General features: G+C 51.1%; 10 protein-coding genes and 1 tRNA gene. 2 read left to right on the top strand and 9 right to left on the bottom strand.

What is annotated here, in order from left to right:
* Nucleotides 1-19: 19 nt before the first annotated feature.
* The 6 genes from ELY38_RS06920 to ELY38_RS06895 form a co-directional block, all read right to left on the bottom strand.
* Nucleotides 20-484, bottom strand: a complete 465-nt coding sequence (locus ELY38_RS06920; RefSeq protein ID WP_127060824.1) for a hypothetical protein — start codon at nucleotides 482-484, stop codon at nucleotides 20-22.
* A 242-nt stretch (nucleotides 485-726) separates the two neighbouring features.
* A complete protein-coding gene (locus ELY38_RS06915) occupies nucleotides 727-1,062 on the bottom strand; it encodes a hypothetical protein (RefSeq protein WP_127060822.1) in 336 nt (111 codons plus the stop codon).
* Nucleotides 1,063-1,523: 461 nt separating this feature from the next.
* A complete protein-coding gene (locus ELY38_RS06910) occupies nucleotides 1,524-3,344 on the bottom strand; it encodes a hypothetical protein (protein ID WP_127060821.1) in 1,821 nt (606 codons plus the stop codon).
* A gap of 951 nt (nucleotides 3,345-4,295) precedes the next feature.
* Nucleotides 4,296-4,682, bottom strand: coding sequence for an acyltransferase (locus ELY38_RS19610; protein WP_222845120.1), 387 nt, complete (start codon nucleotides 4,680-4,682; stop codon nucleotides 4,296-4,298).
* Nucleotides 4,683-6,435: 1,753 nt separating this feature from the next.
* Nucleotides 6,436-6,526: transfer RNA gene (locus ELY38_RS06900), tRNA-Ser, on the bottom strand.
* A 58-nt stretch (nucleotides 6,527-6,584) separates the two neighbouring features.
* Nucleotides 6,585-8,291, bottom strand: coding sequence for a potassium/proton antiporter (locus tag ELY38_RS06895; RefSeq protein ID WP_127060818.1), 1,707 nt, complete (start codon nucleotides 8,289-8,291; stop codon nucleotides 6,585-6,587).
* 292 nt (nucleotides 8,292-8,583) lie between these two features.
* Here ELY38_RS06895 and ELY38_RS06890 point away from each other — a divergent pair, with 292 nt between their 5' ends.
* Complete coding sequence (locus ELY38_RS06890) at nucleotides 8,584-9,573, top strand: ABC transporter substrate-binding protein (RefSeq protein WP_246009082.1); 990 nt, start codon at nucleotides 8,584-8,586, stop codon at nucleotides 9,571-9,573.
* A 39-nt stretch (nucleotides 9,574-9,612) separates the two neighbouring features.
* Nucleotides 9,613-11,001, top strand: coding sequence for a 3'-5' exonuclease family protein (locus tag ELY38_RS06885; RefSeq protein ID WP_127060814.1), 1,389 nt, complete (start codon nucleotides 9,613-9,615; stop codon nucleotides 10,999-11,001).
* 17 nt (nucleotides 11,002-11,018) lie between these two features.
* Here ELY38_RS06885 and ELY38_RS06880 read toward each other — a convergent pair whose 3' ends face one another.
* From ELY38_RS06880 to ELY38_RS06870, 3 genes are all read right to left on the bottom strand, one after another.
* Nucleotides 11,019-11,825, bottom strand: coding sequence for an alpha/beta fold hydrolase (locus ELY38_RS06880; RefSeq protein WP_127060813.1), 807 nt, complete (start codon nucleotides 11,823-11,825; stop codon nucleotides 11,019-11,021).
* A gap of 52 nt (nucleotides 11,826-11,877) precedes the next feature.
* Nucleotides 11,878-12,546: a 7-cyano-7-deazaguanine/7-aminomethyl-7-deazaguanine transporter gene (locus ELY38_RS06875; RefSeq protein ID WP_127060811.1), complete on the bottom strand. Its 669-nt coding sequence runs from the start codon at nucleotides 12,544-12,546 to the stop codon at nucleotides 11,878-11,880.
* Nucleotides 12,547-12,679: 133 nt separating this feature from the next.
* Complete coding sequence (locus ELY38_RS06870; protein ID WP_127060809.1) at nucleotides 12,680-14,593, bottom strand: propionyl-CoA synthetase; 1,914 nt, start codon at nucleotides 14,591-14,593, stop codon at nucleotides 12,680-12,682.
* Between the last annotated feature and the right edge of the window lie 326 nt (nucleotides 14,594-14,919).

The raw sequence follows: 14,919 nt of genomic DNA, 5'->3' as shown, positions 1-14,919 counted from the left end.
GAATTCAGAGAGACAAGTTCTATTTATTACTGCAGTTATTTTCTAAAGACATTTGCAACAAGAACAAAGGAAAGCCCAGCCCTGCTATCAATTCATGTTTAGAAGTAAGGGCGGATAAACTTGACCGAGAGGCTCTACCCATTGGGCTAGATAGGTTGGTATCTTTTCGCAACAGGAAGGCCATATCATCCCAGACCGTTTCATTTGACTCCTTGTTGATCAGGTGTTGATTTTCTGAAGAGAGCAGACTGGTGGGTTCGCTCATGCTGATCGTTCCGTCCACTGAGGCGTCGAGATCCGCTAGAATGGCTAACAGCGATCGCGTGGCATCGTCCGTGGCATAAATAGTCAGCACATTCCCCGGCGGGGACAGGGAAGCTCTCTTCTGGCGGGATAGACTAACAACACCACTCACGCGCCCGATCCTTTCAAGGATATTATCGATAGTTCTCGACGGGGCGCTAATCTCAATGGAACGTGACATTACTAGCTCCTATAACATCCGTGTTTTTGAACTATAGGTGTTCCTTCCAGGCTCGCTAGCATTGCTTGCACCGCACTATTTTAGCGGTCCATCCAATCTAATTTTAAAGAAGCTCCCCTTGGCTCTGACAAAAGAATGCTCACTCGCTTCGTGATGACTTCTTCAATGACACCCGATCTTTTCCCTTGCTTCGGCAGAAAAGACGCTTACAAAAGGGTCGCCAACCCTTGACCAAGGGTCGATCAATTGCTCGAGACAGGCGTCAGAGGCTCGTCATCGATATCGGGATCATGATGAAACGTCGCAGCTAGTGTATTAGCCCGCTCTTCTATCTCTGTCCCCCCTTTTACATCTAAAAGAGGCGGATCAATCACCACGTTGCTCTTCTCGACGGCGGCGTTGATCACCAGCTCAAACCTGGGATCATCATAGCGATAGACGAACTCATGTAGTACCTCATCATCATTGATAATACGCAAGCCAGCTTGTATCAATTCAAGATCTTGGCCTCGCACAACAGCCTCTTCCATAGTGTCCACGATATGTAGCGTCACTTGTCCAGTCCATTGCAATGGCATGTTCCACCTCCTTAGCGGTGCGTATACTAGAAGCATAGCCGCGACTACCCAAGATGAAAGCTCGCATCGCTCATTCCAGTTGCCAATTAGTTCTATCGAGAGGCAAACTCCGAACAACAAAAAGCCGCTGAAATCAGCGGCTTTTCCATAATACTTGGCGGAGAAACAGGGGATGAGAATTCTGGCTTGGGGGCTAATCATATTCTTCTTTGAGTCCACACTACCTCGCTCTATTCCCTTTGCTGACATCCCTGTCCAATATTATTCGGGGCGTTCAACGCAGCAGCGCTACTTCCCTTATGTGGCAGCCTGATAGATTTCTTCCCATAACTGCGTAAGCTAATGAGTGTTCCTATCCACGGTTACTGGGCAGGATCAACACTCCTCTACCAGCCAGTCCGGACCCTACATTTCTCTTTGCAATCTTTTCTTTCATCCTTGCAATCGACACCAGAACAATACTACTTCAGCTGATTAACCGATACGGAATGGGGCTTGGTGGTCGGTATTTTTGATAGCGATGACCATCGCCGGAATATAGCCTTCAGGTTTCGATCCAACCTACCTCCAATTCTCAAGATCAATCCATAACAGCCCAAACTAGAACTAGCTGCAAAGCAACCCTGGGGCCATAAACGCGCTTTGGAAGGACGGCGCAGACGAAAAATTGCCAAGCACACATCGCGTGCCGTAAGGGGGCTAGCGAGGGGCCTGACAGATAGCCCTGCATGATCTGTCTCTACCGGCATCGCCCCCCAAGCCCTAGCCTCCCACCTCCCTGGGGTATACCAGAATTTTTTGATCAACTCTGCACTAGCGGCTCGTGTATCCGCCCCAAGGTCAACAGCTTTTGGATCCAGAAAAAGACTATCGACGAAGGTTGCACATGCTTGTCTCAGCAACGGCTGCCCTGCTTCAATAGCAGCGGTATTCTGTTCGGCCTTTAGGGCTGGCACTATCTGCCCTTCCGTTTCTGAGTAGCCCTGAACCAGCCCATGATCTCCGCTGCATGCTAGTTCGATTATGTGTGTCAGGTCCGGAATTACTTTAATATACCCACTTTGACGGCTTTCATCGCAAAAATAGGCCTCTCGTTGACAATAGCTCTCGGCCTGCTCACCACCCTGCATCAATTGGAAATAGAATGCTGCAGGCGTCACGGCTCCTGCCTTGACTACAACTTGAGAAAGCGAATTCAGCATCTGGCCCCGACCACATGTATCAACAAGCCCCCATTCCCCAACATCAAGCATACCCTCTTGCTGCGCGTATCGAATCAACAAGTCCCTAGCATCCGAGGCTCGCTGGAGAATCATTTCGGCCGGAGTTCCATGTACAAGCACATCGCCCAGCGCTTTGCGCGATTTCTCAGAAAGGGGCGTACTCCAGTCGCGTTCGGAAAACCCAGCCTCCAATAGCGAAGCGCGTATATCCTCTGGGGTGAGATTGACTCTCGCAAGATAGCTTCGGACCGAGCGCTCTCCCGTTCTCCGTAGAATCCATGTGAGTGCTGCATCATCAATTGTACGTAGTTCTGCGATACGTAGTGCTTGGCGGCTACCGTAGAAGTACCTCAGCTCTATGTCTAACCCCGCAATTTTCTTCGACATACGCTGTGCAATGTCGATCAGAATCTGTCCATCGCGCGAAACGAAGTACAACCTACGCAGGCCCAGGTGCTTCGCGCGTCGCAGAATCCACAAAACATATCCAGCGAGTACCGGTGCGATAACGCCAGCTGACACGTCCCTAAGCGCAGCCTGCACCGGAGACGGTGCATCTACAGAAAGCCGGGTCATGCGAGATGCCCCCGCCATTACCGACGTCAGGCCATCCGTAGCAACGGAGTATGTCTCCAGAATCTGCTCGTATCTATTCAGGTGCGCATGCTCGAAATATTCGGCACGGATCCCTGCCTTCCGCGCTGCCAATATATCCGCTCCGTAGTTGTCACCGATGTGCGATATCATTCCCAGCGATACCGCCTCACGCTCTGCCATATCCCGGAAAGAATCGCCGTATCGCTTGGACTTCTCTGTCTCACATGACACGTAGCAGGAATCTCCTTTTTGAAATAACCCCAGATCAGCTAATCGCGCCTTGAGAAAATCTGAACTCAAGTACATGTCTGACAGAAATACAATCCGATTGCCGCGTGTGCGTGCATGATTTATATGTGTATGCATTCCAGGAGTCGCGCGAATCAACTCGGTTTCAAGCGCACGCTCAGACTCAGCCAGTGCCTCGGCATCTCTCTCCGACATTTTTAGAGAATCGCTCATCTCTCGATAGATTGTCTCCAGAGTTACATCATACGGACGAGCTATTCGTCTTGCCCGACGCTCTGCCTCCCTACGATGCTCTGCAAATGCAGCGGGAGTGCATTCTAAAAGCCCACTGGCGCAGAGTCGCCTCCCGAGCAATAGGAAAACGGCGGAAGGCGCTCCTACCAGCCGCGTCAATACTGTGTCGAACACGTCATACGAAGCAACCTGGTTCCCTAGGGCACGAACCTCTATACCCGTTACGAGCTTGGATGTAGCAGTAATATGTGTTTTTGTATTCATATCAGCATCTCACATTAGGGTTACGCACTACCGGTTGAAAAGGCGAGCTTCAGAGAAAACGCATTAAAGCTTTCATACCGCAAAAATCTTGCTTGGCTCCGGTGCTTACGACAGCCTAAGCGGCGCAGCAAACAACGTGCGCAAGCCAAAAGTGCGGGACTCAGATTCCCTACCGGGCGGTATCGATCAATGTTTCGCTGAAGCCGATGACAAATTCACTATTGACCACTGGGAGGGCAACACAATGTTCAAGGAGCACAGGCAGTCTGGATTGATCATGCTAGTGGAGCGCTGCGGCTATCTGCTAGCATTAAGGCTACTTAACGTTACCGCAGAGCTTATAAAGAAGGCTTGGTTCAGCTACTGAAGCCCGTTGTGGAGCATTTCAGACCATCAAACTGGACGGCAGGGGTTAAGGTGGTGACAACAACGACCTATTTCTGGGTCTCCCTACTGCTCTGGGCAACGAGGGACTAACGAGAATATCTATGGCCTGATACGGCAGCACATCCCCAAGGGTACGGCCTTCCGACAGACCACTGATGCTGAATCGCGCGAAGTGGCAAGGAGTGAACAATCGATCCGAAAGCGCCTCAGTTCTCAGGCGCCAGCACAGGTGATTCTGGCGATACTCAAGAGCCCCGTGTACCGCAGGCGCTACACTAATTATTTGATTTCAGACGCGCATCGGTCATTCGCATGACTCGCTGAATGCGCGAATCTCTTCCATGTTTGCGCCTCCATATTCCATTGCTTAATGACTTTTGCGGGCGCTCCAACTGCAATGCTGTACGCCGGAATGTTTTTAGTTACTACGCTATTGGCCCCAATTACAGAATACATCCCTATATTTACCCCGGGCATAATAACTACGTTCGCTCCAATCCAGCACCCCTTTCCTATAGTAATTGGATACGGTCCAGAAAGCGGCTGATACTTAAATGCAACATTTACACTGCCTAGGCCATGAGATGCGTCATTGATAAACACATTTGGCCCAAACCCAACATTATCTTCAATCGATACCCGCCCTTGCGCAAACACCTGAAGCATACTGTTGGAAGTTACGTTATTGCCTATCACAATTGAAGGTTGGAACGTCTTTATCTCAACGTCGACACCGGGCGGCCGAAGCCAATTACCCGGATACTCAGTGATTGCAACGAGCTGACTGTATGGTCCCAGTTTGACATGATCTCCGACCGAGATACATTGTGGGTTGATTAGCTTACTCGGTGAACTAATATGGACATTAGCGCCACACCGCCGAAGTCCTGACAATACCTGTTTTTCCCGCACTGCCTCGAGTTCTCTATACAGTCTTGTCAGTAAAGCCCGCTTTGCACGTCGCAGCATGATTATCCTTTTTATATTGTGGCGTTACATAAATTTGGAATGTTTTCGGTATCTCGATGCAGAAGAGGATTTAGCCAAGTGACGTGACGTATTACCTTGTTGATAATTTAATTAAAAAACAAAGGCCATCCTTTCAGCGCTTGCAATGAACACATCAGCAGTATCTCTCCCAAATCTATTAAGCTGATTACTTAGCGCTGCAAGATATATTACACGACCCCCTTCTACATCCATCGCCCGTACCCGGGAATCAATATCGGAGCCTCGCTTATACTTCGCCTGCTCGGCCTCCACCGCTTTATCCTGCCTAGCGGATGTAACAACGGCTGGCCATCCCTACAGCGGCGTGGTCATTTTCGACTGGATTACTCGAATCCAGCTAAAGGTACATCTTCGTACGCGATAGCAACCGACAAGAAAATCTGGTTTTAAGATCCAGAAAGAAGGAAGAAGCATTTCTAATTTTTCACGCATTTTCCCTATTCTTCCCACGCTACCGCCCGGGAGTTTTTATATGGCATTCTCCGAAGCCGATACGCTAAATTTACTTTTGGTTACAAAATATTACTTTGTATATAAATGTTACGCCATGTCATATTTTTAACAAATATAAATAAATGGATGCTTAAAAGCACTCCTATAAAGGATGTGAGACCGCTTGATATATATACTTGCGGGAAGTATCAGATAAAATCATCTTCCAAAGATGATATATCTAGCACTTATGTGTTAGGCAGATAGAAGCGTAAACTGCTATTAGCCTAATAAACGTGTTTTTTACATTGGCTAAAAGCATGATAAGGCTGGGCGAGAAGGACAATGACTTCGAAAAGTCGCACACTTTAGGCTCCCCCCCTTTCCGGTTTCGGCGGCCGCACTGGTAATCTCTTGAGCGATGGTAGTTTCATCAATAAGATTTAGGGAAAATGCTTCTTTCGGGTGGAACAAGCGGGCTTGCGTATTTACAAAGACCGAAACCTCTAACACACGACAACCTGCAACGGACTCAGTGAATTCAAAATAAGCCGCATCCACATGCTATTGATTCCATGAACCGACTGACCGGTAATTGGCTTATGGGCAACGTACTGTTTTTATGATCACTCGAAAGTAGGTATAAAAAAAGTAACCCCTATTTCCCCATCCATACAGCTAACTTCGTAGGTTTCGATAAACATGACGCCGCTAGATAGGAAAGCGGCAAAGTTAACAATGACGGTAATGAACTTGATGTACGTATTGGCTCGAATAAAATCGACTAGTTTTTACATCCTATGGCGTGGCAACCTTCGGTATGGACGTTGAGAAAGATCTCTTCGATGCTAGCGTTTTAAAGCAGCGCTCTGGACACAGTAAAAGGCCGGTGCAATTAATAGAAGGCATGCTGGGCAGAAAACGAAGGCCTAGAAACGAAAAAGCCCCTGAAGAATCAGGGGCTTTTCGAGATAAGTGGCGGAGGGACAGGGATTCGAACCCTGGGTAGGTTATTCACCTACGCCGGTTTTCAAGACCGGTGCATTCAACCGCTCTGCCATCCCTCCGGCTTATGGGTGCGTATATTACCAACATTTCTTTGGAAGTCAACACCTTCTAGCTAAATTAGTACAATCGTAAGCCCACGCGGGTAATCGTGCCTTTCTCCATTTCGCTAACGACCCAGTGAATACCGTGCCAATCCACATCGTCACCCACTACCGGGTGCCCGCCTACACGCAGCCCTACGAACTCGGCAAGGGTCATGTCCTGCTCCCCTGGGCTTAGCGTTAAACCATACGCCTGGGCCACGTCTTTCATCTGTGCACTGCCCTCAAGCGTAAAGGTACCAAAGAAGGCCCGCTCCTGTTTAAGCTTGGCATCTCCGTTGAACAGGCGGTTCAGCGTATATAAATCTTCTGTACGTCCAATGACACAAACCACATCGCCCATCTTTAAACGGGTACTGCCCTTGGGATGTAGCATGGCATGGTTACGAAACAGGGCAGAGATCAGCGCGCCGGATGGGAAACGCAGCAGGCGGATGGGTACATCTTCCAGATCCTGGTTCTCAATCACGTAAACAAACATCTCAAAATCGTTATCAGGCAGGATGCCCAGCGGCCCCCGGCGATTTGGCGTTGTACCTATAGGCACTTCAACCTTTAACCAGCGGGCCATTAACGTAAGCGAGCCGCCCTGAATCAATAGCGACATCAGCACAACGGCAAAGGCCACGTTGAAATAGAGCGAGGCATTCTCGACCCCCCCGATAACTGGGAAGATGGCCAGCACAATCGGTACCGCCCCTCTCAAGCCTACCCAGGCAATAAAGAAAGTTTCTCGCCAGCGGAATTTGAAAAATGGCTTGATGGTAATCAGTACGGCGAGCGGGCGAGCAATTAAAATAAGCGCCAGAGCGACTAATGCTGACGGCAAAGCCACTTCCCAAAGCTGGCTAGGTGTTACCAAGAGCCCCAGCACCAGGAACAGACCAATCTGGCTAAGCCACGCCAGGCCATCGTGCACGGGAAGAATAAAGTTCAAATGGCGACCTGGCTGGTTACCGATCATTACCCCGGTCAGGTAGATAGCCAAGAACCCGCTGCCTCCCAGCACGCTGGTCAGTCCAAAGATACTAAAGCCCAGTGCAAGCGCCAGCATGGCGTAAAGGCCAGGGGCCAAGTCGAGCCAGCGCAACAGCTTGGCACTTAGCCAGCCGCCACCGATTCCAACCAGTACGCCGATTCCAAACTGCGAAATAAAGAACGCCAGGGTTTCTAATGGCCCACCGATATCGCCAACCAGAAACTCCACAAGCATCAAGGTAAGGAAGATGGCCATCGGGTCGTTGGTACCTGACTCAATTTCAAGCGTCGCGCCTACCCGCTCATTGAGATTGACACCCCGACCGCTCAGCATGGAGAAAACAGCAGCGGCGTCCGTAGAGCCCACGATAGCCCCTACCAATAGCCCCTGCACCAGAGTTAAGTTGAATATCCACATGGCAATCAAGCCAACGATCGCGCTGGTGATAAACACCCCGAGCGTTGCCAGCGAAAGCGCTGGCTTGAAACCTACCCGAAAAGTTTTGAGACGAGTGCGCAAGCCGCCATCAAGCAAAATCATGGCAAGGGCAAGATGGCCTATGGTGAAAGCCATCGAATAATCGTCAAACACCAAGCCCAACAGGCCTTCTTCACCGGCAAGCATTCCCAGCCCCAGGAAGATAAGCAGTAGAGGAACGCCCATGAGCGAGGAAAGGCGGCTCGCTAATATACTAAGCGCCATTAGGGAACCGCCTACTAAAAAGAAGGTATAGATCGCGTCCATGTCTCTCCATCTCTACATCAATGCCGCACTATTATTACACGCTACCGGTGAATTTACTGCGCTAACTCTAAAGGCCTGCTTGCCAAAGGGCTGGTCATGGGCCAATTGACACGGCTAAACTCCGCCCTCTCGATATCAGGAGTTAGTCATTATGTTGCGTTGCCTTTCGCATGTTGGGCAGTTACGTTTTATCATATCAATATGCTGCATATTGTTTTTATATTCATCGGCTTACGCCGAAGAAGCCATTCAGGCCCCAGTTACAGCCCCATTATCGCTTGAAAGTGACGTGGTGCTTCCTGAAACGATTCGGCAATCTACAGACAGTGAAGAGGCTGATGAAGTGCCTTCGGCCGCCCTGGCGTTACCACCACCGCTTGAGCCACCCCCGTTAAAAAAAGTTTCCTTGATGCTGGATTGGTATTTAAGCCCTCAGCATGCGTCGCTAATTGTGGCTAAAGAACGCGGTCTGTTTACCGCTCAAGGGCTTGAGATGGAGCTGCAGACGCCGGCCGACCCTTCAGTGGCGATTAAACTTTTAACCGCAGGTGAAGTGGATCTAGCCTTGACGCGCCAGCCGTTGCTTCACCTGTTTGCTCACGAAGGCGTGCCTGTTACACGTATCGCCACTCTCATTGAAACACCGCTGACCGCCGTTATCGTGAAAGGTGAAGCGCAGCCTGAAAACACCAGGCACTTGGCAGGCCTACACTATGGTTACTCGACCCGCGAAGGAGTTAACCTGTTAGTACCCGAGCTGGTGCCGCGCTCCGTCCGGCAGACCGACGGCTTTCTTGTGCCACAAAGCGTTCATTTCAATGCGGCTAGCGCCATGAGTGAGGGAAGCATTGATGCCGTTGCCGATGGCTTTTACCATTTTCTTCCCCATCAGTTATCTGCGCTTGGCATTACGACACATACAGTGCGCTATAGCGATTTAGGCGTGCCGCGCCATGATGGGCTAGTGATTGTCGCCAACAGCAACTCCTTGGCAAAGCATACCGATACGTGGACGCGCTTTTTAAACGCGGTAGAAGAAGCCAACGACTGGATAGTGGAAAACCCTGCGGCAACCTGGCAGCTGATAATCGATACTAACCCCATACTGGATAATCCAACCAATGCAGCAGCATGGCCGGACATATTACGCCGCATGGCACTTAGGCCCGCAGCACTGGACTCCAGGCGCTATGCCAGCTTTGAAACTTATCTACTTCAAGAGGGCCTAATTGACGAAGTATTACCGGTATCACGCTTGGCCGTTGATCCTTTTGCGCTTTGACTTTACCCCTTTAAGTTTTACCCTCGACCAGGGAGTGTCATGACAGCCCCGCTCATCTTTATTGACTTGGAAACAACGGGTACCCGCGCCACGCGGGACCGCATTACCGAGATTGCGGCGCTAAAAGTTATCGATGATCAACCAGTTGACGGCTGGTCCAGTTTGATCAACCCAGGCATTCGCGTACCTGCCAATATCAGCCAGCTCACCGGCATTAATGACGACATGCTGGCTGATGCCCCCTACTTTGAAGACATCGCCGAGTCGCTACGTGAATGGCTGGGCGATGGTCATACGTTGGTCGCTCACAATGCACGTTTTGATTACAGCTTCCTGCGTAACGCTTTCAAGCGAACGGGCAATGATTACCGGGCCCCTATTATGTGTACGCTGCGCTTATCACGTAGATTGGCCCCGCAGGAGCCGCAGCATAATTTAAAAGCGATCCTTGCACGCCATGCTATCGAACAAACTCGCGCCCACCGTGCAGAGGATGATGTTAATGCGTTATGGGCGCTATGGAAGACGTGGCAGGCTCGTTATAGCGATGAGGTCTGGAGCTACGCACTGGCGGAGGAGTTGCGTCATCGTACGCTACCTGCTCACCTGGATAGCCGTCAGTTGACGGATTTACCCGAATCGCCCGGCGTGTATTTTTTTTATGGGCATAACCGGCTGCCGCTGTATGTCGGCAAAAGCGTCAACTTACGCCGTCGGGTGCTTAGCCATTTCCAGCGCGATTACCAAGATAATAAGGCGATGCGACTCGCCCAGCAGATTCATCATATCGAATGGGAAGAAACGGCAGGCGATCTGGGCGCCCAACTGCGTGAAGCCCAGCTGGTAAAATCACTGATGCCGATCATGAACCGCCAGTTACGCAAGCAACGCAAACTCACCACCTGGTATTGGCCGAGCCAAGCGAGCCAGCCAGCACTGATCAGTGGTGATGTGCTTACCAAGCCTTATGATGGGGCTCTTTACGGGCTTTTCCGAAGCGCCAAGGATGCCAAAGATACGCTACGCACTATCGCCGAAGAGAATAAGCTCTGTCCCCAGGTGTTAGGGCTTACCAAGGGCAAAGGGCGTTGCTTCGCCAGTCAACTGGGGAAATGTCTAGGCGCCTGCCAGGGTAAGGAAACCCTGCCTGCGCACACTCAGCGTGCTCAGGAGGCGCTAGCCCAGTTGCAAATCAAGGCGTGGCCTTGGCCGGGGCGAATTATTATCCAAGAAGGCCCATCGGCTAGCGGGAAGCGCACCTGGCATGTGGTTGATCACTGGTGCTACTTGGGCAGTGCCGATACGCTTAAAAAAGCTCAACTCCTTACCCAGGCTACCCTTCCGGCGTTTGATGTGGACAGCTACCGTATTCTGAACCGCTTTCTACGTACCCCTGAGCAGCATGGCCTTCGCGTAAAAGCACTATAGCGCTGAACAAGGCGCTCTCAACGATCGTAATGTTGGATAAAGGCATCAACCGCCTGCTGGAAAGCGTCAGGCTGTTCAGCATGCAGCCAGTGACCCGCTTGTTTGAGCGTCACGATACGCGCCTTGGGCAGAATATCGCGCAAAGCAGGCAGCATATCGTCTGTCACATAGTGAGATTCTGCCCCGCGAAGAACCAGCGTGGGACCATCAAACGGCGCATTACCCGCGGGCAGACCAATAATATCGCTGTAGCCGCGCTGTATCTCATCCAGCCCCACTCGAAGTCCTAATACGTTATCGTCGTTACGCACCAGGTTAGTGGCTAAAAACAGTCGCGTTGCTCGGGAATCCACATGTTCAGCCAACAGATCATCGGCTTCGCGGCGATTTTTCGGCTGGCCTTCCCTCGCCCGTTTAAGAGCTGCAAAGACGTCATCATGCCCATGTTGATAGGCCACCGGGGCAATATCACCTACCAGCAGTGAAACCACGCGCTCAGGCGCCAGCCTTGCAAGACTAATAGCTACCTTGCCGCCCATAGAGTGCCCCAGCACGTGCGCCTGGGTAATAGAAAGCTTATCCATCAGGGCCAGCACATCCTTACTCATGGTGGCGTAGCGCATGTCTTCACTATGCGGTGAGCGGCCATGATTACGTAAATCGACGGCAATAACCCGCCGTGAGCGCTGCCAGACCTTCAAGTGGGAGCGCCAGTTGTCTGCACTCCCCATCAAGCCATGGATTACCACCAGCGGCGTGGTGTCCTTATCCGCCTCACTGGCCATATCCAGAAAATGCAGGTCTACGGTGGCAGCGTCAGTCATATCAATTCCCTAAACGGTTCAAACCAAACGATTCAAGTGGCGTGCCGTGGCGTTAAGCAGTACGCGGCGCAAGATCGGCGTGGCCGGTCCAGACCATCAAGCGACGAGACAACCAAGCCAGCAGCAAACCATACAAGGGTAGAAAGAACAGCAGGCTAATGGCGAGCTTTATCGCATAATCAACCGCAGCAATCTCCATCCAGTGAGCCGCCATAAACGGGTCGGGGCTATTGTAAAAGGCGGTTGCGAAGAACGCATAGGTGTCAGCTAAGTTGCCCAGCACGGTTGAGCACACCGGCGCTATCCACCAGGCGAGCCGGCGCAGCCGATCAAAAACCTGTACATCCAGCAACTGGCCGATGACATAGGCCAGGAAGCTTGCCAGCGCAATACGCGCGACAAACAGGTTCCATTCGCCAAGCGCCTCTACCCCCGCAAAGCTGCCCCGGGGAAATACAACGGATACCACGTAAGAGACAATCAAGGCGGGCAGCATGACGCGCAAGATAATCGCCCGCGCAGGCCCTTTACCGAAAAGCCGGACCGTCAGGTCGGTCGCCAGAAAGATAAACGGGAAACTGAACGCTCCCCAGGTGGTATGAAACCCGAAAAGTGTAAACGGTAGCTGAACAAGGTAGTTACTGGCGGCAATAATGCCGATATGGAACGCCACCATTACCATCAGGCAGCGGCGGTACTGGGTATCGCTTAATGCAAACATGTAGGAAGACCTTTTTTACAAGCCAAGAGGGGTTAGGGAACCCTCGTAAGAAAGCGTATAGCGCTGTTGGCCGCGCATTATACGCTTTCTTAACCGCAATTGAAGCCGCCTGACAACTTACTGCATTAAGGAATCAACCAAGCGGCGCGGCTTTATCGGCAGAACCGACGGCGCGTTCGCACATGGCGGTATGTACATCGTTGAGACTGGTAGGATCATCAATAGTGGAAGGAATACCAAATGCCTTTCCATCCGCTATATTACGCAGCAGTTTGCGTAGTATTTTACCCGAGCGGGTCTTGGGCAGGCGATTAACCACCAGTACCTGCTTAAAGCAGGCAATCGGGCCGATAGTGTCACGCACACGGGCGATGAGCTCGTTTTCAAGGGTCACTTCATCACCATCGAACCCATCTTTCGGGATTACCAGACCAATGGGAACCTGTCCTTTGAGCATATCATGTATACCGATAACCGCGCATTCGGCAACGGCTGGGTGAGCGCCTACCACTTCTTCCATCTCGCCGGTCGATAGACGGTGGCCTGCTACATTGATCACATCGTCAGTGCGCCCCATGATAAACAGGTAGCCCGATTCGTCGAAATAACCGCCATCCCCGGTGAGATAGTAGCCCGGAAATGCCGCCATGTAGGCACTATGGAAGCGTTGCGGATCCCGCCAGATGCCGATTAAACAGCCAGGCGGCATAGGCTGCTTGATAACCACGCTGCCCTGCTCCATAGGGGCGGCCTGCTCCCCGTCACGGCCCAGAACCTGAACGTTAAATCCAGGAACAGGAAACGTAGCGGACCCCGCTTTGATAGGCATGTCTTCCAGGCCTGGCTGGTTAGCGGCAATTGGCCAGCCGGTTTCAGTCTGCCACCAATGGTCGATAACCGGCACGTCGAGCAAATCATCCAGCCAATGAAAGGTCGGCGGATCAAGCCGTTCACCGGCCACATACAGATATCTCAAACTACTGATATCGTACTTAGCTAATAATTCTGCAGCTGGATCGGCTTTCTTGATGGCGCGAAACGCCGTTGGGGCGGTGAAGAAGCTTTTCACCTTGTACTCTTCGATCAGGCGCCAGAAACTTCCAGCATCTGGCGTATTGACCGGCTTACCCTCATACATGACGCTCGTGCAACCGCGCAGTAGCGGCGCATAAACGATGTAGGAGTGACCCACTACCCAGCCAACATCTGATGCAGTAAAAAATACCTCGCCAGGCGCCACGGCGTAAATGGCCTCCATGGAGTAGGCAAGCGCCACAGCGTACCCCCCCGTATCCCGCACCACCCCCTTGGGCTTGCCTGTGGTGCCTGACGTGTACAAAATATACAGAGGGTCTGTACTTTTAACGGGTACGCACTCAGCAAACGGAGCGCTGGCAATTACTGCGTCCCAATCGTAATCGCCCTCTGCAAGCGTTGCCGGATGAATGCTACGTTGATAAACCACGCAAGCCTGGGGCTGGTGAGTGCTCAGTGCCAGCGCTTGATCCACAATCGGCTTATAAGGAATAACGTTTTCAACCTCAATGCCGCAGGAAGCCGTCACCACTACTTTGGGTTCAGCATCATCAATTCGCATCGCGAGCTCATGAGGCGCAAAGCCACCGAACACCACGGAGTGAATGGCCCCCAAGCGCGCGCAGGCGTACATGGCCACCAGTGCCTCCGGAATCATGGGCATATAAATCACCACACGATCCCCCTTCTTCACGCCCATTATGGCAAGCGCTCCGGCGAAATGGGCCACTTGATCACGCAATTGGCGATAGGTCAGCGTACGTTTGGCATGGGTAACTGGTGAGTCCCAATAAATCGCCGGCTGGTCAGCTCTGCCCTGTTCAACATGGTAATCCAGCGCGGCGTAGCAGATATTGATTTCACCATCGCTAAACCAACGTGCATGCTGCTGATCATCATAAGTGAGGATTTGGGTAGGTGGTGTATACCAGGGCAAGCGCCTAACCTGCTCGGCCCAGAAAAGCTCGGGATGCTCATCTGCTTGTCGGAAAGCTTCATGATAGCGGCTCATGGCGACCCTTTATTTATTGTTAGACGCAACAACGCGTATAGTTAACACTCTATAAAGGATACGCCGGGTTGACTCTCATACTATTGTCTAAAAATTTGCCAAAAAAGTTAGAAAGAGACTAAAAACGCCTTTATTGCGCTTTATTATTAACAAAATTGCTCACTATCATTGATTAATCGTTAAACAAATACTTGGACAAAATTCGCTAAATTACTGATTATTGATTTAATAATCTTAATGCCACGACAATGTCCTAATAATTTATAAAAAACGACACCTAAAAATGCTGCAATTACAACTACCTGTGCTGAAATAACAACCACCTG

This window comes from Vreelandella nanhaiensis (assembly GCF_003990185.1).
GTDB lineage: Bacteria > Pseudomonadota > Gammaproteobacteria > Pseudomonadales > Halomonadaceae > Vreelandella > Vreelandella nanhaiensis.
Note: the sequence above shows the minus strand (reverse complement) of the source record. Positions and strands in the feature narration are given on the sequence as shown.

Bases quoted from the DNA above. Each gene is read 5' to 3' on its own strand.
- ELY38_RS06915 (WP_127060822.1), bottom strand. From the start codon at position 1,062: ATGCCATTGCAATGGACTGGACAAGTGACGCTACATATCGTGGACACT.
- ELY38_RS06880 (WP_127060813.1), bottom strand. From the start codon at position 11,825: ATGACTGACGCTGCCACCGTAGACCTGCATTTTCTGGATATGGCCAGT.
- ELY38_RS06920 (WP_127060824.1), bottom strand. From the start codon at position 484: ATGTCACGTTCCATTGAGATTAGCGCCCCGTCGAGAACTATCGATAAT.
- ELY38_RS06910 (WP_127060821.1), bottom strand. From the start codon at position 3,344: ATGAGCGATTCTCTAAAAATGTCGGAGAGAGATGCCGAGGCACTGGCT.
- ELY38_RS06875 (WP_127060811.1), bottom strand. From the start codon at position 12,546: ATGTTTGCATTAAGCGATACCCAGTACCGCCGCTGCCTGATGGTAATG.
- ELY38_RS06885 (WP_127060814.1), top strand. From the start codon at position 9,613: ATGACAGCCCCGCTCATCTTTATTGACTTGGAAACAACGGGTACCCGC.
- ELY38_RS06895 (WP_127060818.1), bottom strand. From the start codon at position 8,291: ATGGACGCGATCTATACCTTCTTTTTAGTAGGCGGTTCCCTAATGGCG.
- ELY38_RS06870 (WP_127060809.1), bottom strand. From the start codon at position 14,593: ATGAGCCGCTATCATGAAGCTTTCCGACAAGCAGATGAGCATCCCGAG.
- ELY38_RS19610 (WP_222845120.1), bottom strand. From the start codon at position 4,682: ATGCTTCAGGTGTTTGCGCAAGGGCGGGTATCGATTGAAGATAATGTT.